The organism is Agrobacterium sp. SUL3, assembly GCF_001263295.1.
GTDB lineage: Bacteria > Pseudomonadota > Alphaproteobacteria > Rhizobiales > Rhizobiaceae > Agrobacterium > Agrobacterium tomkonis.
The window spans coordinates 157,863-179,257 of the sequence record NZ_KQ414502.1 but is presented as its reverse complement, the minus strand read 5'-3'; the positions used below and the strand labels follow the sequence as shown (position 1 = coordinate 179,257).

The following is a 21,395-nucleotide window of genomic DNA, read 5'->3' as shown; positions in this document are numbered from 1 at the left end:
CTCAGCGATTGTTCTTCTTGCGCCATTCGGCAAAAGCCGTCTGATGTTCTTCCTTGGTGCAGGGATAAAGCCCGATGATCGTCTGGCCGGCCTTCACCTGCTCCACCACGAAGTCCTCGTAAGCCGTCATTTCCACCGCCTCGGTGGCGATCTCGTCGGCAATGCCGGCGGGAATGACGATGACGCAATCGGCGTCGCCGACGATGATGTCGCCGGGAAAGACCGGGGCGTCACCGCAGCCGATAGGTCCGTTTATTTCGATGGCTTCATGCTTGGTAAGGTTGGTCGGGCTGGAAGGCCGGGTGTGATAGGCCGGAATATCCAGTTCGGCGATGGTGGCGGCATCACGAAAACCGCCGTCGCTGACGATGCCGGCACCGCCGCGCACCATAAGGCGCGTTACCAGAATATCGCCGGCCGAGGCAGCGCTCGCATCCTTGCGGCTGTCGATCACCATCACATGACCCGGAGGGCAGGTTTCGATCGCCACCCGCTGCGGATGTGCAGGGTTACGGAATTCGACGAGCTGGTTGCGGTCCTCGCGGGCCGGCATGTAGCGCAGGGTAAACGCCGGGCCGACCATGTTCGTGCCCTTATAGCCGAGCGGATGTACGCCCTGTATGACCTGGTTTCGCAGGCCGCGCTTGTAAAGCGCTGTCGCCAGCGTGGCGACGGAAATCGTCATCAGTTTTTCCCGCGTTTCGCTGTTCATTTTAGTCTCCTCGCAATGACCGGATGGATGTGTTTCATGTCTTGTGAATGGGCTCGTCTATGAAGATGCCGCCCTGATATTTTGCGATTGCGGCCTCGGGATCGGGTCGCGGCACATCGCGCTCGATTTCCGCCCGGTAGCGCGCAGCATTGTCGCGCCGTTGCCAGCCGAGAAAATCCACGTGCGAATTGTCCCACCAGCTGTCGTCATTGGCGGAAACGCCCCAGATGACCGGGCAGCCGAGTTTCGGTGCGCGGTATATGGCCTCAATCAGCGAGACAAAATCCTCATGGCTGAACCAGGTCGACAACATTCGCCAGTTCGTGGGTTTTGCTTCGCAGGAGCCGATGCGGACGATGGCCGTCTCCTGGCCGAATTTGGAGTGGTAAAGGCTCGCCATCGCCTCGCCGAAAATCTTCGAGACACCGTAGAGGCCGTCGGGCAGAAAGGGTGTCTCGGGAGTAAGCTGCTTGCCCTGCGGATAATAACCGATCGTGTGGTTGCTGGAAGCAAAAACAATGCGCGGCAGGCCATGTGCCCTCGCCGCTTCATAGAGATTGTAGAGCCCGCGCAGATTGGCCGCCTCTATCGGATCGAAAGCCTTCTCGACGGAAACACCGCCGAGATGGATGATGCCGTCACAGCCCCCCACGAGATCATGAACCGCCTGCTCGTCCTCAAGCGCGCAACGAACGAGTTCCTCATGAGGCGCGGGTGAACCGAGATCAACGATATCAGAAAGGCGGATGGTCTCGGCGACATGGCCAAGCCGCCCCCGCAGCATGCTGCCCAGCTTGCCGCCAGCACCGGTGATGAGCAATCGCTTCAACATGATGGCGTCCTTAGAAAATATCGGGCTCGCCGGCGGTGCGGCCGAAATCCGTCTGCAGGAAGTCGAAATCGCAACCTTGATCGGCCTGCGTGACATGCTTGGAGAAGAGATAGCCATAACCGCGTTCATAACGCGGCGCGGGCGCCTGCCACCCGGCACGGCGGCGACCGATCTCTTCTTCGCTGACCAGCATGTCAAGCCGGCGCTGCGGCAGATCGAGACGCACGATATCGCCGGTTTTCAGGAGCGCCAGCGGGCCGCCGACGAAGCTTTCCGGCGCGACATGCAGCACGCAGGCCCCATAGGAAGTGCCGGACATGCGGGCGTCGGAAATCCGCACCATGTCGCGATGGCCCTTCTTGATCAGCGCCTTGGGGATAGGCAGCATGCCCCATTCCGGAAAACCGGGACCGCCGAGCGGACCGGCATTACGCAGCACCAGAACATGATCCGGCGTGACATCGAGGTTCTCGTCGTCGATCGCCTTCTTCATTTCCGGATAGCTGTCGAAGACCAGCGCCGGGCCTTCGTGAACATGGTATTTCGGATCGCAGGCGGCAGGCTTGATGACGGCACCGTCAGGGCAGAGATTGCCGCGCAACACCGCAAGCGAGCCTTCGGCATAAACCGGATTGTCGAGCGAGCGGATGACATCGTCATTATAGACCTTCGCACCCTCGAGATTTTCGCCCATGCTGCGACCGGTCACGGTGAGCGCCGAACAGTCGAGACGGCTTTCGAGCTGCTTCATCAGTGCCCGCAGGCCGCCGGCGTAATAGAAATCCTCCATCAGATAGTCTTTGCCGGAGGGGCGGACATTGGCAATGAGCGGTGTTACCCGGCCAAGCTCGTCCAGTTCGTCCAGCGTCATCGGCACGCCGGCACGGCGCGCCATGGCAATCAGATGCACGACGGCATTGGTGGAACAACCGGTAGCCATGGCGACGATGGCAGCATTGCGAAACGCAGGCGCGGTCAGAATGCGGTCCGGCGTCAGCTCCTCGGTCACCATCTCCACGATACGTCGGCCGCAACCTGCCGACATGCGCTGGTGTTCGGCATCCACCGCCGGAATGGAGGAGGCTCCCGGCAGGGTGAGGCCAAGGGCGTCGGTGATGGCGGTCATGGTCGAGGCGGTGCCCATGGTCATGCACACACCAGCGGAGCGGGCGATGCCGCCCTGTACACCACGCCATTCCTCGTCGGTCACGTTGCCGGCGCGGCGCTCATCCCAATATTTCCAGGCGTCAGAGCCGGAACCCAGCACCTTGCCGGCATAATTGCCGCGCAGCATCGGGCCGGCAGGCAGATAGATCATCGGCACGCCGGCCGAGATCGCACCCATGACGAGGCCGGGTGTCGTCTTGTCGCAACCACCCATCAGCACCACGCCGTCGAGCGGATGCGAGCGGATCATTTCTTCCGTCTCCATCGCCAGCATGTTGCGGTAGAGCATCGATGTCGGCTTGGTGAAGCTCTCGTCCACCGAAAGCGACGGCATCTCCACGGGGAAGCCGCCCGCCTGCAACACGCCGCGTTTCACATCCTTCACCCTTTCAGGGAAATGTGAGTGACAGGTGTTCAGCTCCGACCATGTATTCAGGATACCGATGACGGGTTTGCCGACAAAATCCTCCTCCGCATAACCAAGCTGCATCATGCGAGAGCGGTGGCCAAAGCTGCGCAGGTCATCGGGTGCGAACCAGCGGTCGGAGCGGAGTTTTTTATCGGTCATGTCAATGGTCCTGCGTTGCGGGTTGCGCCAAAAGCCTGTCAGTCCTGCCGGAGCGTCAGCCCGCTCGTCGTATCGAAAAGATGGATATGTTCCAGCGGCGCCGACAGGCGGATGACTTCGTCCGCCGATGTCGAGGTCTGGCCGGAAAGATGCAGCGTCACCCGCGTGCCATCCCCGAGAGTACCGTAAAGATAGGATTCGCCGCCCAGCTGTTCGGCGGTGCGCACGGACATGGTCAGCGCGCCGCCATCACCCGGCTCCACATGGTTCGGCCGGACGCCGAGCGTCACCTTCTGGCCGGGCTTATAGGAAAAGCCCGCCTGCGGTAGCGGGATCAATTCGCCGGTCGCGATCTTCAGGGACGGCGTTGCATCCGAAGTCACTTCACCGGCAAAGAAGTTCATCTTCGGCGAGCCGATGAAGCCCGCCACGAAGAGATTGGCCGGGCGATTGTAAAGATCGAGCGGCACGCCGAACTGCTCGAGCCTGCCGGCGCGCAGAACGGCGATCTTGTCGGCCATGGTCATGGCTTCCACCTGATCGTGGGTAACATAGATCATGGTATTGCCGAGCCGCCGGTGCAGGCTGGAAATCTCGCCACGCATATCGACGCGCAGTTCCGCATCGAGGTTGGAGAGCGGCTCGTCGAAGAGGAAGACGCGCGGCTCGCGCACGACGGCGCGGCCAATCGCAACACGCTGGCGCTGGCCGCCCGACAGGTCCTTGGGACGCCGGTCCAGAAGCTGGTCGATCTGCAGCATCTTGGAAACCTGGGAGATCTTTTCGGCGATATCCTTCTTGGAAGTGCCGATATTTTCAAGCCCGAAGGACAGGTTTTCACGCACCGTCATATGCGGATAGAGGGCATAGGACTGGAACACCATCGCAAGCCCGCGATCTGCGGCCGGGACCGTGTTGACCACATCACCGCCGATGACAATATCGCCGCCACTCAGCTCCTCGAGGCCGGAGATCATGCGCAGCAGGGTCGACTTGCCGCAGCCGGAAGGGCCAACGAAAACACAGAATTCGCCGTGTTTGATATCGAGATCGACACCCTTGATCACATCGAGGGCACCATAAGCCTTTTTGACCTGACGAAGCTCTATACTTGCCATTGTCGTGTTTCCTCCCTGAGGATTATTTGCCGCCAGTCGATGCAATGCCGGTGGCGATGTATTTTTGCAGGAACATGAAGACCAGCGCGATCGGGGCGAGTGTCAGCACCGTCATGGCCAGCAGATTGCTCCATTCCGTCGTCATCTCCCCCTGGAAGGAGTTGAGCGCCAGTTGCAGGGTGAAGTTGTCGTTGCGCGTCAGAACGATCAGCGGCCAGAGGAAGTCGTTCCAGCGCCACATGATCGCAAGGATCGCCAGCACCGCAAGCGCCGGCGCCGAAAGCGGCAGGATGATGCGCCAGTAGATTTTCCACTCGCTGGCCTTGTCCATGCGCGCGGCATCGAGGATTTCATCCGGGATCGTCAGCATATATTGCCGCAGCAGGAAGACGCCTGTGGGTGTCGCCGCTCCTGGAATGATGACGCCCCAGAGACTGTTGATCATGCCGAGCTGGCTGGTGATGAGAAACAGCGGGACCAGCACGACGGTCTGCGGAATCATCAGCGTGCCGACAACCAGCGCCAGCACCACGCCTCTGCCCTTGAACTGGTATTTCGAGAGTGCAAAGGCCGCCATGGAATTGACGATCAGCATGATGAGAGTTGACGTCACCGTGATGAAGGTCGAGTTCCAGAAATAGAGCGGAAAATTGAAGCGCTGGAAAAGCTCGGTGTAGTTTTCCGTGGCCAGCGCCACCTTTTCAGCCGGCTTCAGCTCGTTGAACGGCATCTTCAGGACTTCGGTTGGCTTGGCGGGGTCAACCACCTGGGCCACGAGGCCGATGCGGCGAACCATGCCGAACTTGCGGCCATCCTTGTCGACATAGGCCGGCAGCGGCGCTGCCTGCCCGTCCACCACCACGGTTTCCTGCGTGTAAGGCAGAAGGCGCGGCGGAAAGCGCTGGAGATCGGCCTCCGTCTTGAACGAGGAAAGCACGAGCCAGACGACGGGACCAAACATCATCAGCACGGCCACGCCGAGATAGGCGTAGGATAGCCAGTCGGTCCAGTGCAGCTTGCCGTTTCGGCCGCGCGTACGGGTCAGAAATGCGCCAATCCTAGCCATCGACCTTGCTCCTGTTTGCCCGGAATTGCAGGGCGGTCAGCACCACGAGCACCACGGCGAGCAGCAGCGAAGCGGCAGCCGCCAGCCCGAAATTGCGGGGCGTCCCGGCAAAGCCGGTCTGATAGATGAACTGAATGATGAAGGTGGTCGCCGAACCCGGGCCCCCGCCCGTGAAGGCGAAGACTTCATCGAAGGTCTGCACGCCCTTGATGAGCGACAGGACGAGAACGACGAGCATGGTGGGAGCAAGCAGCGGCAACGTAATGCGCCGGAAGATGCGCCACGGACTTGCCTTGTCGAGCTGCGCCGCCTCATAGACATCACGCGGGATCGCCTGCAGGCCGGCGAGAAGAATGAGCGTGTAGAAACCCATATGCGCCCAGACTGAGAAGAAGACCGACCAGCCGAAGGCAAGGTTGGCTTCGAGCAACCAGTCGACCGAGCCGAGGCCGAGCCCCTCCATCGCCGCATTGAGAACGCCGAAACGCTGGAGAATCCACTTCCAGATCAAAGCCACAACGACGGGCGACAGCAGCACGGGGAAGAAGAAGACGGCGCGGAAGAACCCGCGCGCCCGGATATCGCGGTTAAGCACGATGGCCGTGATCAGCGAGAAGCCGACCATGAAACCGACCTGCAGCACCACGAAGAAAACCGTGTTCCAGACCGAGCGCCAGAACAGGTCGCGCTGACAGGAATTGGGGTCGAGGTAATTCTGACAGGAAAGAAGGACCGAAAAGTTTTCGCCGCCCACGGCAGGGCGTTCGGAAAGCAATATGTGTTCGCTGCCGGTCACGGAATAGGCCATGTTCAGCACAATCGGCAGAAAGGCGAAGACCGCGAACAGGATCAGGTTGGGTGTAAGAAACACCCAGGCGATCCGCCGATGGCCGAGAACCTTCTGCAGGAAGGCAAAGGGCAGTTCGACGATGCCCATGACGGGCGCAAGAAATTTATACATGAGGGTCCTCCTTCGATCCGGCGCGGCGCGGCATGCGCCGCGCCGGAAGGCGATGGATCACTTCGCCTGTTTCAACGCTTCCTCGAGGTCCGTCTTCGCACGGGCCATGGCTTCATCAACGGTGCTTTCACCGACGATGGCCTGCGTGATGCGCTGTACGGAGATGTTGAACATGGCGCGATTGTTCTTGTAACCCTGATAGGTATAGGCAATCGGGCTGAGGCCGGGGATCTGGTCCAGCCAGGCGTTCATGGCCTTCTGCGTCGCAGGCGTCGCACCAGTATAGGTCACGCCCTTGTCAGCCACGGCCTTATGGGCGGGAACGTTGCGGGTGCGAACCGTGAAGTCGAGATAATTCTCGTCCTGAGCGAGGAAGTTCAGGATGTCGGCAACGATCTTCGGGTTCTTGGTCTGCTTGAAGCCGACAATGCCAGTACCGCCCGGCATGCCGGTGCAGGCAGCGCCGCCGCAGGGCTGCGGCACGACTTCCCAGTCGAACGCATCGCCGACCTGGCTGTCAAAGCGCGCGGTCTGCCAGCTGCCCGAATAATAATAGACGAGCTGGCCGTTGATGAATTCCTGCGCGGCGTCACGATAGGTATTGCCGCCCTGCCCGGCCCAGACGTCACGCGCCATGGTGCCGTCCTTGTTCCACTCCACGAATTTCTTCACGAAGGTCGTGAAACCTTCATCGACGAGAATGGGCTTACCATCAGCATCGAAAATCTTCGCGCCATAGGAAATGGCCGGGCCGGCAATGCGGTGGCCGGAACGGTCGATGGCCATCGGGTAAGGCGTGCCGGTTGCCTTGGCGACGGCATTTGCGGCCTTCGCCCAGTCGTCCAGCGTTGCATCCTTGCCGGGTACGGCGACATTGGCCTGATCGAACAAAGTGCGGTTGATGAAGGCGCCGGTGATGGTGAGCTGGGTATGCATGCCGTAGATGCCCTTGTCGTCAGGGCCGCTGCGGTACCATTTCAGCACGTTGGAGAAATTGTCTTCCCAATATTTCGCGTCCACATAGGGCGTGAGATCGAGATAATAGCGGTTGAGACCGCCAAGGTCGGTCACGGTTGCGAAATCCGGGCCGCTGCCGCCGGCAAGCTGCACGGGCAGGCCTTCCAGCAGCGCCTTGTAGGGCACGACGTCAGTGACGATCTTTACGTCCGGATGCTGCTTTTCGTAACGCGCGAGAATGTCTTTCAGAATTTCGCAGCCGTTGCCGTCATAAGCGCAGGTGAAGCGCACTTCCTGGGCCGCCTGGGCGGCGCCTGCAAAGGACGCCGCGCCAATGGCGAGCGCCAATGCCATGCTGTATTTACCGATCATCTCTTTTCCTCCCTTAGATGATTATGCGTTGGCGGATGTGCGCGGAGCCCAGCCCTTGATCCACTCGCCTTCAGCGGCATAGGACAGGCGGACCGGCTTTCCTTCCCTGACCGAGCGATAGATGGCGGTAACGAGTTCGATGGACTGCAAGCCGTCATTGACGGTCACTTCCTTGCCGCCGCGCCCTTCCATCGCGTCAGCGATCGCTTCGACAAAACCGGCAAAGCCGTTTTCGCCATCGGCCACCGTTGCCAGAACGGCGTCGATCTGGTCCTGCGTGGTGGGTGCACGGGCGATGAAACGCCATGTGTCTTCGGCCGGGCGATAGGGCAGCGTGCCGCTCTCGGCGGTGAAGCCTTCGAAGCAGAAACGCAGGCGGGACGTATCTTCGGCGGCACCGAGCGTCACCGAGCTCGTCGCCAGCGCGCCGCTTTTCATGCGGAAGCTGAGTGCGGCGCAATCTTCGGTTTCGATCTTGTTGACGCGCGTATCGGCCATGGCGAAAACTTCTTCGACCGGGCCGAGAACGTGGCAGAGAAGATCATGCGCATGGATGGCGTGACCGAGGATCGCGCCGCCGCATTCACCCTTCCAGGTGCCGCGCCACGGAATGTCGTAATAGCTGGCGCCACGGTTCCAGTGAACTTCCGAACTCGCGACGAAGGCCTTGCCCGCAAGGCCTGCATCGATGAGCGCACGAAGCTGCCGCATCGCATGTCCGAAACGGTACTGGAAGACCGGAAACACGCCACGGCCGGTCTTTTTAACGGAGTCGATGAGCGCATTTGCCTCTTCAAGCGAGCGGACGAGCGGCTTTTCGCAGACCACATCCTTGCCCGCCGCATGCGCCTTCAGCGTAACGGGGAAATGCAGGTGCGGCGGCAGGCAGACGTCGATCAGCTGGATGCTCTCATCCGCCAGAACCTCATCGAGATCGGTCGTCAGGCGGATGGACGTATCCTCACCCGCCACGGAACGGGCGCGCTCCAGATCGAGATCGCAGATCGCCTTGACGACGAAGCGCTTCGGCAGGGCCCGATAGCCGCTCAGATGCTGGGCGCCGATGCCGGCGCCAATGATGGCAACACCGATCATTTCGAAGCTCCCTCGGCCTTGGCCTGCGCCTGCAGCGACAGGTCGCATACCTTGAACACATGCTCCTGCGTCATCGCCGTTTCCGTGCGGTTGCGGATATCGTCGCACAGGCGGCCGAAATAGGGCAGACCAGCACCAGAGGCGTCGATATATTCGCAGCGATCGCCATTCACGAGAACGAGGCGGTCGGTGCCTTCCTTGTTGCCGACATCGACATATTTACGCAGCTCAATGTAGCCCTCGGTGCCGAGGATCGTCAGGCGGCCGTCACCCCAGGTCGGCAGCGCATCGGGCGTGTACCAGTCGACACGGATATAGCCGTGGCCCTTGTCGCCGCGCAGCACCACTTCGCCGAAATCCTGCAGGCCCGGATCGCGCGGGTTGGCATAGTTGGCAACGGTGGCGGCCACGATCTCCACTTCGGTCGAACCGGTGAAGAACATGAACTGGTCGATCTGGTGGCTGGCGATATCGGTGATGATACCACCGTATGCTTCACGCTCGAAGAACCACTTCGGGCGGATCTGCCGGTTCAGGCGGTGCGGCCCGAGGCCGACGGTCTGGATCACGCGGCCGATGGCGCCCTGCGCGACCAGTTCAGCGGCCTTGGTCACGCTCGGAACTTCAAAACGCTCGGAGAAGTCGACGGTCCAGATGCGCTTGGTCTTTGCCACGGTCTGTCGAAGGCGATCGAGCTGTTCGAAGGTAGTGCAGCCAGGCTTGTCGGACATCACGTCCTTGCCGGCCTCCATGGCGGCGATGGCAAGATCGGCGCGCTTGGACGGAATATCGGCGATGACGACGAGATCAATGGTGCCGTCCGCAAGCAGGGCTTCCTTCGAAGCGGCGCGCGGCACATTCGGGAAGCGCTTCACGAAGCCTTCCACGACGTCGGGTTCGCCCTCTGTCCACCAGCCGGCAAATTCGGCGCCGGCATCCAGCAGGTTCTGGGCCATGCCGAAAATATGCCGGTGCTCAATACCAAGAGCGACGAACTTGATTGCTTTACTCATCCTGCAGTTCCACTTCCTTGCCGGTATCGGCTGAGTTGATGATCGCGTCGATCAATCTGTGAGACAAAAGAGCCGCTTCACCGGTGACGACCGGCGCGCGCCCTGAGGAGATGGCATCTGCGAAATCTTCGAAGACGCCCTGATGCCATTCATGCGTGAAAGCCATGGGGTCGGCGCCGCCACCCGTGCCGGAGGCCGTGCCGCCGAAGGTCTCCTGCCGGCCATCGCGCCAGTCGACATGCAGGAGGCCCGAGACGAGCCGCAGGCTGGCATTGTCGAAATGCAGGACAATCGATTCAGGAGTTCCGGGAAAACTTGCAGTGCTTGCCACGAGCGAGCCGACGGCGCCGTTCGTGAACCGCAGACCGGCCGCGACATAATCTTCCGTTTCCATGCGATGAAACCGTGTCGTCGCCGCCATGGCCTGAACACGCGAAACCGGCCCGGCAAGGCTGAGCGCCAGATCGATGGTGTGGATTGCCTGGGAGATCAGAACACCGCCGCCGTCGCGCGCCAGGGTGCCGCGGCCGGGCTCATCATAATAGGATTGCGCGCGCCACCACGGCACGGAAATTTCGCAGAGACCCAGCGCTCCGAGCGTCCCGTCGTCCACAAGCTCACGGGCTTTTTGCGATGCCGCCCGCATGCGATGTTGGAAGATGATGCCAAGCGTGACGCCGGCGTCACGACAGAGGGCGACAAGGCCTTCGGCTTCCTGCGTGTTGCGGGCGATGGGTTTTTCCATCAGGATGTGTTTGCCCGCTTTCGCGAGCTGTCCGACGATATCGATGCGGGCATTCGGCGGTGTCGCGATGATGGCGAAATCGACATCCGCATCGCGCACTGCCTCCTCGACCGAGGAATAAACGGCAACCTCATATCCAGCGTGTTTCGACGCTTCGGCCGCGAGCGCCGTGGCGCGGCCCGAACCGCCATCAACTAAACCCTTCAGGCGAATTTTTTCCGGACTTGCCGCACAGGCGAGCACATGCGTCTTCGCCACCATTCCGGCGCCAACGATGACGCAGGTCTTGATATTTTGCATTTCGGGAGCCTCCTTCCCATGCACAATCATTTGCATACCGGTATGCCGGTTGTCAACAGACTTGTGTTCCGGTATACCGGTTATGAAAACGCTGGAGGGTATATGCCGAAAATTCCCGTAACAGGCGGCACCGTGCCGACGATGGAGCGACTGGACCTTAACCGTCCGGTTGTGGACCAGATCTATTCCGCGCTGAAATCGGCCATCCTTTCCCGGGAGCTTTTTCCCGGCCAGGCGGTTTCGGAAAACGAAATCGGGCAGTCCTTCAATTCCAGCCGCACGCCGGTGCGCGAAGCGCTGAGCCGCCTGCGGGATGACGGCCTGATCGTCACCCTGCCAAGCCGTGGCACCTATGTCTCCAGATTGTCGGAAAAACACATTCGCAGCGCGCAATTCATCCGCGAGGCACTGGAAGTCGCTGCCGTTTGCAGGCTGTGCCAGATCGGCCTAACAGCGGAATCCGAGCTGGAGATCGAACACGCCCTTACCGGCCAGCGCGCAGCCATGCACCGCGGGGACAGAAAGGCTTTCCGTGTGCATGACGACCAGTTTCACAGTGCGCTTGCCGCCGCAACGGGTCTGGAGAGGCTGGAAACGCTGTTGATCCGCGAAAAGGCGGGGCTGGACCGCCTGCGCGCACTCGCCATCACCGACGAGGCGCATATGGCGCGGCTGCTCTCCGAACATGAGGCGGTGTACGATGCGATCAAGGTCGGGGACGAAGCCCGCGCGACCGATGGTTTGCGCAAGCACCTGCGACGCGTCCTAGGCATTCTTTCGCAGGTTTTCGAGAACCACCAGGACTATTTCGAATAATTCCGCGCCATCATTTTCAACGGTTCGAGCATCATGAACACGGCAAATCCCGAAAAAGCGCTTGCCATGTCGCAGGCGAGACTTCTGTGCGACACGATGAGCACACTTGCGGAATCCCCTGTCTGGGACGAGCGGCGACAGGTGCTTTTCTGGTGCGATATACTCGGTAGAACGGTGCGATCCGCAGCGCTTGAGCCCGGCCTTTATCGCGAATGGTCGTTCCCCCACACGGTATCGAGTCTCGGGCTGTGTCAGAACGGCGACCTCATCGTCGCCTGCGGCATGGATATTGTCATCCTCGATCCGGACAGCGGCAAAACGCGTCTCCTCCACTCCATTCCGGCGCCGGGCGGCATTCCTTGCCGGCTGAATGACGGACGGGTTGGCCCCGACGGCGCTTTCTGGGTGGGAACCATGCACAATGTGCCACTCGCGGACATGGAGCCCCATGGTGAACTTTGGCGGATCACCGAAAAAAGCGCCGAGCGCATGCAGACCGGCCTGACATGCCCCAACGGCCTCGCCTTTTCCCAGGACGGTTCCATCGTGTGGCAGAGCGATTCCGTCCAGAAGTGGATACGCCGGCGAAAATTCGACAGCAGGAACGGCACGTTCGATGAGGGCGTGCCGGTGGCCCATATGACGGAAGAGACAGGAAGACCCGATGGCGGCTGCCTCGACAGCAGCGGCGCCTATTACAGCGCGGGCGTTTCCGCGGGCCTGTTGAACGTTTTCACACCCGACGGCGGGCATGCGGAGGTGCTCGCAGCGCCCGTCCCGCACCCCACCATGCCGTGCTTCGGAGGACCTGATTTCAGCATCCTTTTCCTGACATCACACCGCCACAACATGTCCGAAGACCGGCTCGCGAAAGCACCGTTTTCGGGCGGCGTCTGGGCGATCCCGACAACGACGAAGGGATTTGCAGCCTTCCGTTTTGGCGAAGGTGGATAGAGCCCGGAAACCGAGCGCAGATTCCTACTCTTCCCGGAAGGCGCGGCTGATCTGGTCCGTCAACGGCTTAGCGATATAGGACAGCGCCGTGCGCTCGCTGGTCTGGATAAAAGCCTCTGCCGGCATGCCCGGCACCAGTGGCGCATTGTTCAGCTTTTCCCGCTCTGTGACCGGCACGGAAATCCGCGCCAGATAATAGGAGAGACCGGTGCGCTGATCGGTGGTGATATCCGCCGCGATGCGACTGATATGGCCCTCCAGTTCCGGCGTGACGCGCTGGTTGAAGGCGGTCATGCGCAGCATGGCCTTTTGCCCCACCTGCAACTGGTCGATATCCTTCGGTACGATCTGCACCTCCAGCGCCAGCTCGTCCCCATCGGGCACGATGAGCATGATCGGGTCGGCCGGCGTCACCACGCCGCCGACGGTATGAACCGCCATTTCATGCACCATGCCGGATTGCGGCGCGATGATATCGATGCGTTTCAACTCATCTTCGGCGGCGACCTTGCGCTCGACAAATTCACCCATCTGGGCCTGTATCTCGCGCAGCTCCCGCCCGACTTCGGTACGCAATTCCTGATCGATCTGCAGGATTTGCAGCTTCGTTTCGGTGATCCGGCCGGCAGTCTGCGCCTGATAAGCAATTTTTTCGCCGCGCTCGCCGCCAAATGTCGCGGCCTGCGTCTGCAGGCTGTTCAGCCGCTGCACGGACACGACGCCCTGTTCCCGCAGGGATTTCTGCGAGGTGATTTCAGCCTGTAAAACCGCAAGACCGTTATCATAGGCGACTTCCTGCGCCTTCAAGCCTTCGATTTCATGCTCGAACTGGGTAATTCGTTCGGACAGCTGCGCTTTTCGACCCTCGCGATAGGACTTGCGGAACTCGAACAGCCTGGTTTCGCTGCGCATGGAGGAAGCGACATCGGGATCATCCTTGCGTGACAGCAGAGCCTGCGGGAAGACGAGTTCCGGCATATCGTCCCGCTCGGCTTCCAGCCTCGCCATGCGCGCATTCAGCTCATCCAGACGCTTTGTCACTATGGCGAGATTGGCGCGGGTCTGGGTCGCGTCGAGGCGCATGATGACATCTCCGGCCTTCACCCTGTCGCCCTCATTCACCAGAATTTCGCCGACGACGCCGCCGCTCGGGTGCTGCACTTTCTTGCTGTAGGAATCCACCACGAGATGACCGGAGGCGACCACAGCACCGGCAAGATTGGTCGTCGCAGCCCAGCCACCGACACCGGCCAGCAACGCAACGCCTGCGGCAAGGCCGGCAAGCAAATGTGTGCGGATGGAGCGGGATACATGGGCGCGCTGCTCAGTGTTTGACATCCGCATCTCCTTCCTGGCTGTTCTCTTCCCGGGCATCTTCCAGCGCAACTGGCTGGGCTTGGGTATTGGCCACGACACGCAACGGCGAGACCGTCTGGGCGGATGCGGTGTATCCCTTGGGAGCCTGCCCTTTTTGAGCCTGCCCCTGGGGAACGCGCAGCACTTTTGAGAGTACCTCGTCGCGCGGGCCGAAGGCCTTCATACGCCCCTCTTCCATCATCAGAATGAGATCGACAACGCCGATGGCGCTCGGCCGGTGGGCGACGACGACGGCGATGCCCTTGCGCGCCTTGACCGACGCAATCGCCTTGATCACGGCGGCTTCACCTTCCGCATCAAGATTGGCGTTCGGTTCGTCCAGCACCACGATGAAGGGATCGCCGTAAAGCGCGCGGGCAAGCCCGATGCGCTGGCGCTGCCCGGCCGAAAGGGCAGAGCCCGCCTCGCCGATATCGCTGTCATAGCCCTTTTCGAAACGCAGGATCAGTTCGTGCGCTCCGGCAGCTTTTGCCGCGGCGATGATGGCCTCGGGATCGGGATTGTCCTCGAAACGGGAAATATTCTCACCGATCGTGCCGTCGAACAGCTCCACGCCCTGCGGCAGATAGCCGATATGACGGCCAAGGGCCTCGCGATCCCATTGATCGAAGCTCGCGCCATCCAGCCGTACCTTGCCAGCCGCCGGCATCCAGGCGCCGGTGAGAATACGCGACAGGGTAGATTTGCCGGAGCCGGAGGGGCCAATCACCCCGAGCGCATTTCCGGCAGTGATGACAAAGCCAAGGCCGGTGACAGTCGGCTTTCTCTCGCCCGGCGGGACAATGGTGGCGTTCTCTACCCGCAATTCCTTTTCAGGTTTCGGCAATGCCATGGCCGTGGCATTGGCCGGCATCTGCGCGAATAGCTCCCTCAGTCGCGCCCAACTCTGCCGAGCGGCCACGAAGGACTTCCAGTTGGAAATGGCAAGATCGACGGGCGCCAATGCCCGGCCCATCATGATCGAGCTGGCAATCATCACGCCGCCCGAAGCCTCCTGGTTGATGACAAGCCATGCGCCGACCGCAAGAATGGCCGATTGCAGCACGACCCGCAGGGATTTCGCGATATTGCCAAGACCGCCGGCCACATCGCCCGCCTTGCGATTGGCGGCGAGATAGGCCTCGTTGGAGTTTTGCCAGCGTTTGCCGAGCCTGCCGCCAAGCCCCATGGCCTGCACGACCTCGGCATTGCGGCGCGAGGCCTCCAACTGCCGATTGCGGGCCATGTTTTCGACCATCGTGTCGCGGATCGGCTTCTGCGAAAAGATGTTGGTCAGGATCGTCAGCGATATGAGCAAAATGGCGCCGGCAAGGGCCGTCACGCCGATCCAGAAATGAAACAGAAAACATATGCCGAGATAAAGCGGCATCCACGGCAGATCGAAAAAGGCCGTCGGCCCCGTGCCGGAGAGGAAGCCGCGGACATTGTCGAGATCGCGCAGCGGCTGTAGCCCATCGCCCGGCATGCGGTTGACGAGCGGCAGGCGCACCACCGCATCATGCACCCTGCCGGAGTGTCGCATGTCGAAATCTTCGCCGATGCGGATCAGAACGCGGGCGCGGATGATATCAAGCAGGCACTGGAAACCATAGAGACCGAGCGCGAGAAGGGCGAGCCCGACCAGTGTCGGCAGGCTGCCGCTGGCCAGTACGCGGTCATAGACCTGCAGCATGAAGAGCGGCGAGGTGAGCGCCAGTATGTTGACGACACCGCTGACGAGCGCGACGCCGAGAAACGTGCTTTTAAGGGGCGAAACAACCGCCGCAGTGAGGGACTGCGGCGGTGTCTGCTGGTGGTTTTGAAAGCCCACAGCCTGTTTTTCCTTTACGCGGCAAGCGCCGATGCGCTGGCGAAAATGAAGTCCGATGCGTCGAGTACGCTGGAATCTACACCAACGAGTGTGATGGTGTCGCCACCAAAGATATTTTCAATGACAGCGTGTCCATTTGCATTGTTGCTGATGATGACGTCGTCAATGCTGCCGGCACCCCAAGCGGAGACGTCCAATTTGTCCGCACCATCCTGATAACCGTATGTGCCGGTGGGGCCGGCCTGAACTACATCACTGCCGCCAGAGAATACGAATGTATCCGCACCCGCAAAACCGGTCAGGGTGTTGGAGGACGCCGTGTCCTCGATCACCGTGCCGGTAGCCGCGAAGTAGTCATAAAAGCCGGCCAGCGAGCCGAAACGGGCAAGCTGGTACACCGCGAGATCGAGCAGATCGCGCGCGCCGGCGAGCGAATAGGCGCTGTCGGGATCGATCAGCAGTTCCTGCTGGCTGACGGCGATGCCGCTGGTGGACTGGCTGTAGCCGGTGCCCAGAACGATGCTGTCAACCGAACCCGTCAGGTTGCCCTGGGAGTACTGCAGAGCGCCGCTCATGACGATGCCCTTGCCGCCGTTGCTGCCGTCGCCCCACGCCTCATAGGTCGTGTTGGGATCGATGGTGGTCGTGGCGAGAGAGCTGGTCTGAGCGTCGTAGAACGCACCATAGGTCGAACCGAAACCGCTCGTCCAACCGTTGAGATAGCCGATCAGGTCGGAGGAAGACTGCGTCAGTTGAATTGTGGTAGCCATAGGTGTACTCCTTTGCTGGCCAATATCGATACCTTCGTCCTGTGACGAAGGCGTTTCATCTCCGGGACGGGCTGCAACCCGGCCCGGAGAATCTCTTCCGCGCCTCAGAATTTCACGTTCATCGTCGCGATAAAGGTACGGCCAGGCGCGGTGTAAGCGCTTGTTGCCGGAATATATTTACGGTCCATCAGGTTGTTGACGGCGAAACGAAGCGTCGCCTTGTCATTGAAAGCGTAGGATCCATAGAGATCTACCGTCGTGTAGGGATCGGTCACCTCACGCAGATTGCCCTCCGTATCGAGCGTGCGCGATTGTGTCGGCGTGACGTGGTTCAACCGCGCGCCCAGAGAGAATTTTTCCTCAAAGAAACGCATACCGCCATCGAGCGTGAGTTTCACCTTTGGGGCCACATCGCCGGGCCAGGCGACGATCTCGCCGCTCGTTGTTGTGGTGCCGTTGGAAAAAACCTGCGTTTTGTCCGGCCAGTCTGTCTTCAGCAACGTTGCCGAACCACCAAGCCAGAAACTTCGCGCGTCATAATTGCCTTCAAGTTCAAGCCCGCGCATATAGGTCGTGCCGTCGAGATTGACGAAGCTGGTATAGGTGCGGTCCGCAACCTGATCTGTGGCGAGATAACCGAGCGCGATGTAATCTTTCACCTCGCGGCGAAAGGCGGCCATTTTGATGCGCACTGAATCATGGTCCAGCAACACGCCATCCAAACTAATATTCGCGCCAATTTCATAGGTCGTTGCCTTTTCCGCCCGCAGGGATTGATTGGGGGCGTATTCATAACCCACCGAATCCCCCGGTCGCGCACCGGCGAAGAAGGCTTCGAGAATAGTGGGCGGACGGAAACTCTGGGAATAGCTGAGATAAGGCCGGAACCAGTCGGTCGGCTTGAATTCTATCGTCGCGGAAGGCAGCCAAGCGCTATCGGTGCGGTCTATTTCGACATCGTAAGAGGGATATTCGGTATCATAGGTCGTACCAAAATAGGTGGTGCCGGCATCGTGCCACCGACCATTGATGATTTCGCCTCTGGTATTGGGCCAGACATTGTTCAAAGTGTTACAGAAATTTGCCCGCTGGGCCGGCGTGAAGACGCGACCGGCATAGGCACCTGTGGTGCAGCTCGTATAAATTCGATCGTAGGTCACCGGTACGTATTGTGAAGCGTAGGCGAGATAATTGTCTCCGGTCCCCACTACACGGTTTACCCCCTTTGCAACCACGATTTGGTTATAATAGGTGGTCGTCCCTTTCAGACGCGACCAGTCATACCGAACGCCGCCGCGAATCGTGACCCAATCGGCAGGCTCAAGCTCTCCGTTAAAGAACAGACTGGCCACGTCGCGTCGCCCAGCCGGGCTGAAGGCCGTATAGCTGCTCTCCCATGTCGGATTGAGCGAGATGTTGGAACTGGTGGCAACTGATGTAGCGACATCCCGGAAAGCTTCAGCTCCATAAGTAAAGCTAAGGGCACCCGCTTTGGTATCGAAACGACTGGTATTCTCCACGCTGCCGCCGAAACTGCGCAGGCCCATATCGAGATTCGTTTCAACCGCATATCCGGGACGCGCCGCACGCAGTTCATGCGTCATGTTATCGTTCAGCCACAGTGACGACTTGAAGTCGATGAGTTCGCTTTCGGGATCCCAGTCCAGCTTGGCCACGATGCTGTCGTTGCGTACGCTTTCCCGGTCGATAAAGTTGGATGCACCCTGCACAAAATCATTCTGCTGATGCATCCATGACAATGAAGTCTGCACATCCCCGAAATCGCCTTCGCCCTTGAAGAAGGTCGACCAGCCATCCCGGCCGAGCAGGTCTTTCATCGTCAGCGCGGTGCTTTGGGCCTCGCCTTTCGTTCCGATCTTGTATTCGTCCATGATCGTGCGGCTGTAACCTGCAACGAAAGAAAGAGGACCATCCGGCTCTCGAACAGCAGCCAGAACCGAACCCTGAAAATCGTAACCATTTGTGCCGCGGGAAATGTTGACCTCCCCGCCTTTGTTCGCACCTTCGGGGATAATATCGGCGGCGCGGATGGTGCGGAACTCAACCTTGCCGCCCAGAGAACCGGCATTGCCGGAGGTGGCATTCGTCATTTTTTCGACCTCGACCGCACGGATAAAGGCCGTATCCACATAGGCTTGGCCGTTATTGGCGGAATAAATCGAGGCGCCGCCGGTGCTGAAACCACGCTGCGCATTCTGCCGCGCACCATCGATGGAGACGACCACGCGGCCGCTCTCCTGCAAACCGCGCACATTGGGCGAAACTGTCGGGAAACTGCCATTGCCTTCCCCGGCATAAACACCGGATACCCGGTTGAAGACATCGCGCGTATTCCGCACGCCGGCGGATTGGATCGCCTCGCGGCTGACAACGCTGACGCTGGCAGGGGTTTCATAAACCCAGTCCGGCGTTCCCTGATAACCGGTGCCGGCAATGGAATTACGCCCGGTTTTACCGGTGACGGTGATTGCTTCCAGAACAGTCGTGCCTTCGACCCCGGAAAGATCGGCGGCCGTCTGCCCCGTGCCGATGACGACCGTTCGGCCATTTCCAGCGATGCGGAAATTGACGCCCGTGCCGGCCAGCAGCCGTGACAGGGCCTCCCTTACCGTGAAACTGCCCGTGACGGCATTGGTGCGCACATTGCCGGCGGATGGCGTGGCAAGCGTGACCTGAAGACCGGATTGCCGCCCGAAAGCGCCGACGACGGACGATAGCGACTGGGCGGGAATATTGAATGGCCGCGTTGCGCCCTGTTCACCACCGGCGCGCTGACCATTTGCGGTATTCGCCGCGGTCTGTGCAAAAGCCGGCACCGAAATTGACACGGCGACCACTGTCGTCGCCAGCAGGGCGGCCCTGCGCGCCCGCTGTCCCGTTTTTTTCTCTGAACCGGTCGTACGTATCTGGAGGCGCATACTAGCTTTGTCTTCCTGTCTTTCACTCCGGATATATCTTGACCGGATTACTCAACAAAAAGACGATTGCCTCGGCAATTTTTTTCAGGCTTTCGGAATAAATTTTATAAATTACTGAAAATAAACATGATTTTTTGCTTCAGAGCGTTTCAGAAGCGGGTGATGATGCGGGCACTATCGCCAATCGCGTGAACTTTGCCCTTATAAGGCTCCACCAATGCTTCCAGCGCGCGGTCCGGTTCGCGTAAATCGTAAAAGCCCGTCACCCGCTGCTCGGCCAGCGTCTTGTCGGCCATCGTCAGCCATGCCGGATGGTAACGCTGGATCTGTTCCACCACAGAACCGATCGTCGCATCCACCACGTAAAGCTCGCCATTGCGCCAGCCGCCAATATCCTCGACGGACACATTTTCTTTGCGGATCGTGCCCGAAGCGTCGACAATCAGCATCTCGCCCGGCACGAGCCGCGTGGGCGGTGCGTTGCGGAAGGAGGCTTCCACGGAACCGTGGGCAAGTGCGACTTGCGTTACACCATCCGTCAGGTCGACGTCGAAAGCCGTGCCCAGCACCTGAACGGTGACGTTTTTCGCCTCCACGATGAAGGGGCGCGTGGTGTCCGGCACGACATCGAAGAAAGCTTCGCCCTTCAGCACTTTCACAGTGCGGCGACCATTGGTGAAATCCGTGGAAAGCGCACTCGCCGCCGCAAGCTGTACCCTGCTGCCATCATCGAGAGTTATCGTGCGGCTTTCAGCGGTACTGGTCTGATAATCGGCCTTGATACGGACGAGAGACGCCGGGACGAACAGCACCGCAAGACAGAGAGCCGCCGTCGCCATCGCCGCACCGGCATAATGCCGCCCGGACCAACGCCGCCGCGATACCGGTTTCGCGGCCTTTTCCGGCAGATGCGGCGCATCTTCCCAGAGGCTCTTGAATTCCGGCTCTAGCAGACCGAGGTTGCGCCACGTCTTGCAGGTCCGCTCCCAGGCAAGACGGTTTGCCGGAGACGATGCCAGCCATCGGTCGAATTCAGCCTTCAACCGCGGTTCCACTGTGCCTGCCTGAAGGCGAAGCAGCCATTCGGCCGCTTCTTCCGCCTTCCCGTTCGGCAATTCTATTTTATTGTCTGGATCAATGGTCATTGAACCCGGCCAGTTCCTTTGGGCAGGCGGAGGAGCCGCCTCGTCTTCCGCGTTGTTATAAAGACGTTTGAGAGAGAGATTTTTTTCACGGGATGCGGCAAGCAGGGCAATTTTACTTCATTTCTTTGGTAATCGCGGCAATGCTGCCCTTGATCAGACGGTGAGCGCTGGCCACGGACACCCCGAGGTGACGCGCGATCTCTTCCATATTGTAACCACCGAATCTATGCATTTCCAACGCCACACGTGCCTGAACCGGCAGGGAGGCCAAAATAGTCTGCATCTGCCGGACTTCATCGCAGAACAGCGCATGTTCCTCCGGCGTGCCGTGATCCTGCGGCACACCCCAGAACGGGGTGTCATCCGGCCGCTCCCGCAGGTCCTGGCGACTGCGCCGACGGTTATCGAGAGCAAGGTTGCGAACGATGCGGAAGAGATAGGATTTGAGGTTGGAGGGGTTGCCGGAGGCCTCCGGAACGAATTTCAGGAATGCCTCCTGAACAACGTCTTCCGCATCCGCCCGCGACCCCAAAATGAGGGTGGCGTATTTGATCAGGTCGACCCTATGCGCGACGTAAGCGTTATAACGCTTGTCATCTTCCCGTATGCCCATGTCTCAACCGAGAGAAATTTCAAGGATCAACGAAACTGCACGCCGCTGTTTGGCAGCGCAGATTT

18 protein-coding genes are annotated in these 21,395 nt (G+C 60.2%); 2 read left to right on the top strand and 16 right to left on the bottom strand.

The window, feature by feature from the left end; translation table 11 throughout:
- Position 1: 1 nt before the first annotated feature.
- Genes AKG12_RS11995 through AKG12_RS11950 form a run of 10 tightly spaced genes read right to left on the bottom strand, consistent with a single transcriptional unit; the run spans position 2 to position 10,906 of the window.
- Complete coding sequence (locus AKG12_RS11995) at positions 2-712, bottom strand: ribonuclease activity regulator RraA (protein ID WP_052818966.1); 711 nt, start codon at positions 710-712, stop codon at positions 2-4.
- A gap of 34 nt (positions 713-746) precedes the next feature.
- Entirely contained in the window at positions 747-1,544 is a 798-nt protein-coding gene (locus AKG12_RS11990) for an NAD-dependent epimerase/dehydratase family protein (protein WP_052818965.1), read from the bottom strand.
- Positions 1,545-1,554: 10 nt separating this feature from the next.
- Positions 1,555-3,279, bottom strand: a complete 1,725-nt coding sequence (gene araD / locus AKG12_RS11985; RefSeq protein WP_052818964.1) for an L-arabinonate dehydratase — start codon at positions 3,277-3,279, stop codon at positions 1,555-1,557.
- A 38-nt stretch (positions 3,280-3,317) separates the two neighbouring features.
- Positions 3,318-4,397, bottom strand: a complete 1,080-nt coding sequence (locus tag AKG12_RS11980) for an ABC transporter ATP-binding protein (protein WP_052818963.1) — start codon at positions 4,395-4,397, stop codon at positions 3,318-3,320.
- A 22-nt stretch (positions 4,398-4,419) separates the two neighbouring features.
- A complete protein-coding gene (locus AKG12_RS11975; protein ID WP_052818962.1) occupies positions 4,420-5,463 on the bottom strand; it encodes a carbohydrate ABC transporter permease in 1,044 nt (347 codons plus the stop codon).
- Entirely contained in the window at positions 5,456-6,424 is a 969-nt protein-coding gene (locus tag AKG12_RS11970; protein ID WP_052818961.1) for a carbohydrate ABC transporter permease, read from the bottom strand. Before AKG12_RS11970 ends, AKG12_RS11975 begins: the two co-directional genes overlap by 8 nt.
- A 57-nt stretch (positions 6,425-6,481) precedes the next feature.
- Positions 6,482-7,753, bottom strand: coding sequence for an ABC transporter substrate-binding protein (locus AKG12_RS11965; RefSeq protein WP_052818960.1), 1,272 nt, complete (start codon positions 7,751-7,753; stop codon positions 6,482-6,484).
- Between the two features lie 21 nt (positions 7,754-7,774).
- Entirely contained in the window at positions 7,775-8,848 is a 1,074-nt protein-coding gene (locus tag AKG12_RS11960) for a Gfo/Idh/MocA family protein (protein ID WP_052818959.1), read from the bottom strand.
- Complete coding sequence (locus tag AKG12_RS11955; protein WP_046801405.1) at positions 8,845-9,861, bottom strand: Gfo/Idh/MocA family protein; 1,017 nt, start codon at positions 9,859-9,861, stop codon at positions 8,845-8,847. The genes AKG12_RS11960 and AKG12_RS11955 overlap by 4 nt, the downstream gene beginning before the upstream one ends.
- The gene (locus AKG12_RS11950; protein ID WP_052819078.1) at positions 9,854-10,906 is read right to left on the bottom strand and encodes a Gfo/Idh/MocA family protein; all 1,053 of its coding nucleotides are present in this window, start codon (positions 10,904-10,906) and stop codon (positions 9,854-9,856) included. Before AKG12_RS11950 ends, AKG12_RS11955 begins: the two co-directional genes overlap by 8 nt.
- Before the next feature lie 102 nt (positions 10,907-11,008).
- Here AKG12_RS11950 and AKG12_RS11945 point away from each other — a divergent pair, with 102 nt between their 5' ends.
- Entirely contained in the window at positions 11,009-11,722 is a 714-nt protein-coding gene (locus tag AKG12_RS11945; protein ID WP_052818958.1) for a GntR family transcriptional regulator, read from the top strand.
- A 33-nt stretch (positions 11,723-11,755) separates the two neighbouring features.
- Positions 11,756-12,676: an SMP-30/gluconolactonase/LRE family protein gene (locus AKG12_RS11940; RefSeq protein ID WP_052818957.1), complete on the top strand. Its 921-nt coding sequence runs from the start codon at positions 11,756-11,758 to the stop codon at positions 12,674-12,676.
- A gap of 24 nt (positions 12,677-12,700) precedes the next feature.
- On the opposite strand, the gene AKG12_RS11935 is transcribed toward AKG12_RS11940, so the two are convergent.
- The 6 genes from AKG12_RS11935 to AKG12_RS11910 all read right to left on the bottom strand — a co-directional run bounded on the left by AKG12_RS11935 (position 12,701) and on the right by AKG12_RS11910 (position 21,330).
- Entirely contained in the window at positions 12,701-14,014 is a 1,314-nt protein-coding gene (locus tag AKG12_RS11935) for an HlyD family type I secretion periplasmic adaptor subunit (protein WP_052818956.1), read from the bottom strand.
- Positions 14,001-15,863: a type I secretion system permease/ATPase gene (locus tag AKG12_RS11930; protein WP_052818955.1), complete on the bottom strand. Its 1,863-nt coding sequence runs from the start codon at positions 15,861-15,863 to the stop codon at positions 14,001-14,003. Before AKG12_RS11930 ends, AKG12_RS11935 begins: the two co-directional genes overlap by 14 nt.
- Positions 15,864-15,877: 14 nt before the next feature.
- Positions 15,878-16,633 carry a calcium-binding protein gene (locus AKG12_RS11925; RefSeq protein WP_052818954.1) on the bottom strand — a complete coding sequence of 252 codons (756 nt, stop codon included), beginning with the start codon at positions 16,631-16,633 and terminating at the stop codon, positions 15,878-15,880.
- 104 nt (positions 16,634-16,737) lie between these two features.
- Complete coding sequence (locus AKG12_RS11920; protein ID WP_052818953.1) at positions 16,738-19,572, bottom strand: TonB-dependent receptor; 2,835 nt, start codon at positions 19,570-19,572, stop codon at positions 16,738-16,740.
- Between the two features lie 149 nt (positions 19,573-19,721).
- Positions 19,722-20,717: a FecR family protein gene (locus tag AKG12_RS11915; protein ID WP_046801412.1), complete on the bottom strand. Its 996-nt coding sequence runs from the start codon at positions 20,715-20,717 to the stop codon at positions 19,722-19,724.
- Between the two features lie 112 nt (positions 20,718-20,829).
- The gene (locus AKG12_RS11910; protein ID WP_046801413.1) at positions 20,830-21,330 is read right to left on the bottom strand and encodes an RNA polymerase sigma factor; all 501 of its coding nucleotides are present in this window, start codon (positions 21,328-21,330) and stop codon (positions 20,830-20,832) included.
- Positions 21,331-21,395 lie beyond the last annotated feature (65 nt).

Bases quoted from the DNA above. Each gene is read 5' to 3' on its own strand.
- AKG12_RS11955 (WP_046801405.1), bottom strand. From the start codon at position 9,861: ATGAGTAAAGCAATCAAGTTCGTCGCTCTTGGTATTGAGCACCGGCAT.
- AKG12_RS11960 (WP_052818959.1), bottom strand. From the start codon at position 8,848: ATGATCGGTGTTGCCATCATTGGCGCCGGCATCGGCGCCCAGCATCTG.
- AKG12_RS11920 (WP_052818953.1), bottom strand. From the start codon at position 19,572: ATGCGCCTCCAGATACGTACGACCGGTTCAGAGAAAAAAACGGGACAG.
- AKG12_RS11915 (WP_046801412.1), bottom strand. From the start codon at position 20,717: ATGACCATTGATCCAGACAATAAAATAGAATTGCCGAACGGGAAGGCG.
- AKG12_RS11935 (WP_052818956.1), bottom strand. From the start codon at position 14,014: ATGTCAAACACTGAGCAGCGCGCCCATGTATCCCGCTCCATCCGCACA.
- AKG12_RS11950 (WP_052819078.1), bottom strand. From the start codon at position 10,906: ATGCAAAATATCAAGACCTGCGTCATCGTTGGCGCCGGAATGGTGGCG.
- AKG12_RS11945 (WP_052818958.1), top strand. From the start codon at position 11,009: ATGCCGAAAATTCCCGTAACAGGCGGCACCGTGCCGACGATGGAGCGA.
- AKG12_RS11940 (WP_052818957.1), top strand. From the start codon at position 11,756: ATGAACACGGCAAATCCCGAAAAAGCGCTTGCCATGTCGCAGGCGAGA.
- AKG12_RS11970 (WP_052818961.1), bottom strand. From the start codon at position 6,424: ATGTATAAATTTCTTGCGCCCGTCATGGGCATCGTCGAACTGCCCTTT.
- AKG12_RS11965 (WP_052818960.1), bottom strand. From the start codon at position 7,753: ATGATCGGTAAATACAGCATGGCATTGGCGCTCGCCATTGGCGCGGCG.
- AKG12_RS11995 (WP_052818966.1), bottom strand. From the start codon at position 712: ATGAACAGCGAAACGCGGGAAAAACTGATGACGATTTCCGTCGCCACG.
- AKG12_RS11990 (WP_052818965.1), bottom strand. From the start codon at position 1,544: ATGTTGAAGCGATTGCTCATCACCGGTGCTGGCGGCAAGCTGGGCAGC.
- AKG12_RS11980 (WP_052818963.1), bottom strand. From the start codon at position 4,397: ATGGCAAGTATAGAGCTTCGTCAGGTCAAAAAGGCTTATGGTGCCCTC.
- araD (WP_052818964.1), bottom strand. From the start codon at position 3,279: ATGACCGATAAAAAACTCCGCTCCGACCGCTGGTTCGCACCCGATGAC.
- AKG12_RS11975 (WP_052818962.1), bottom strand. From the start codon at position 5,463: ATGGCTAGGATTGGCGCATTTCTGACCCGTACGCGCGGCCGAAACGGC.
- AKG12_RS11925 (WP_052818954.1), bottom strand. From the start codon at position 16,633: ATGGCTACCACAATTCAACTGACGCAGTCTTCCTCCGACCTGATCGGC.
- AKG12_RS11910 (WP_046801413.1), bottom strand. From the start codon at position 21,330: ATGGGCATACGGGAAGATGACAAGCGTTATAACGCTTACGTCGCGCAT.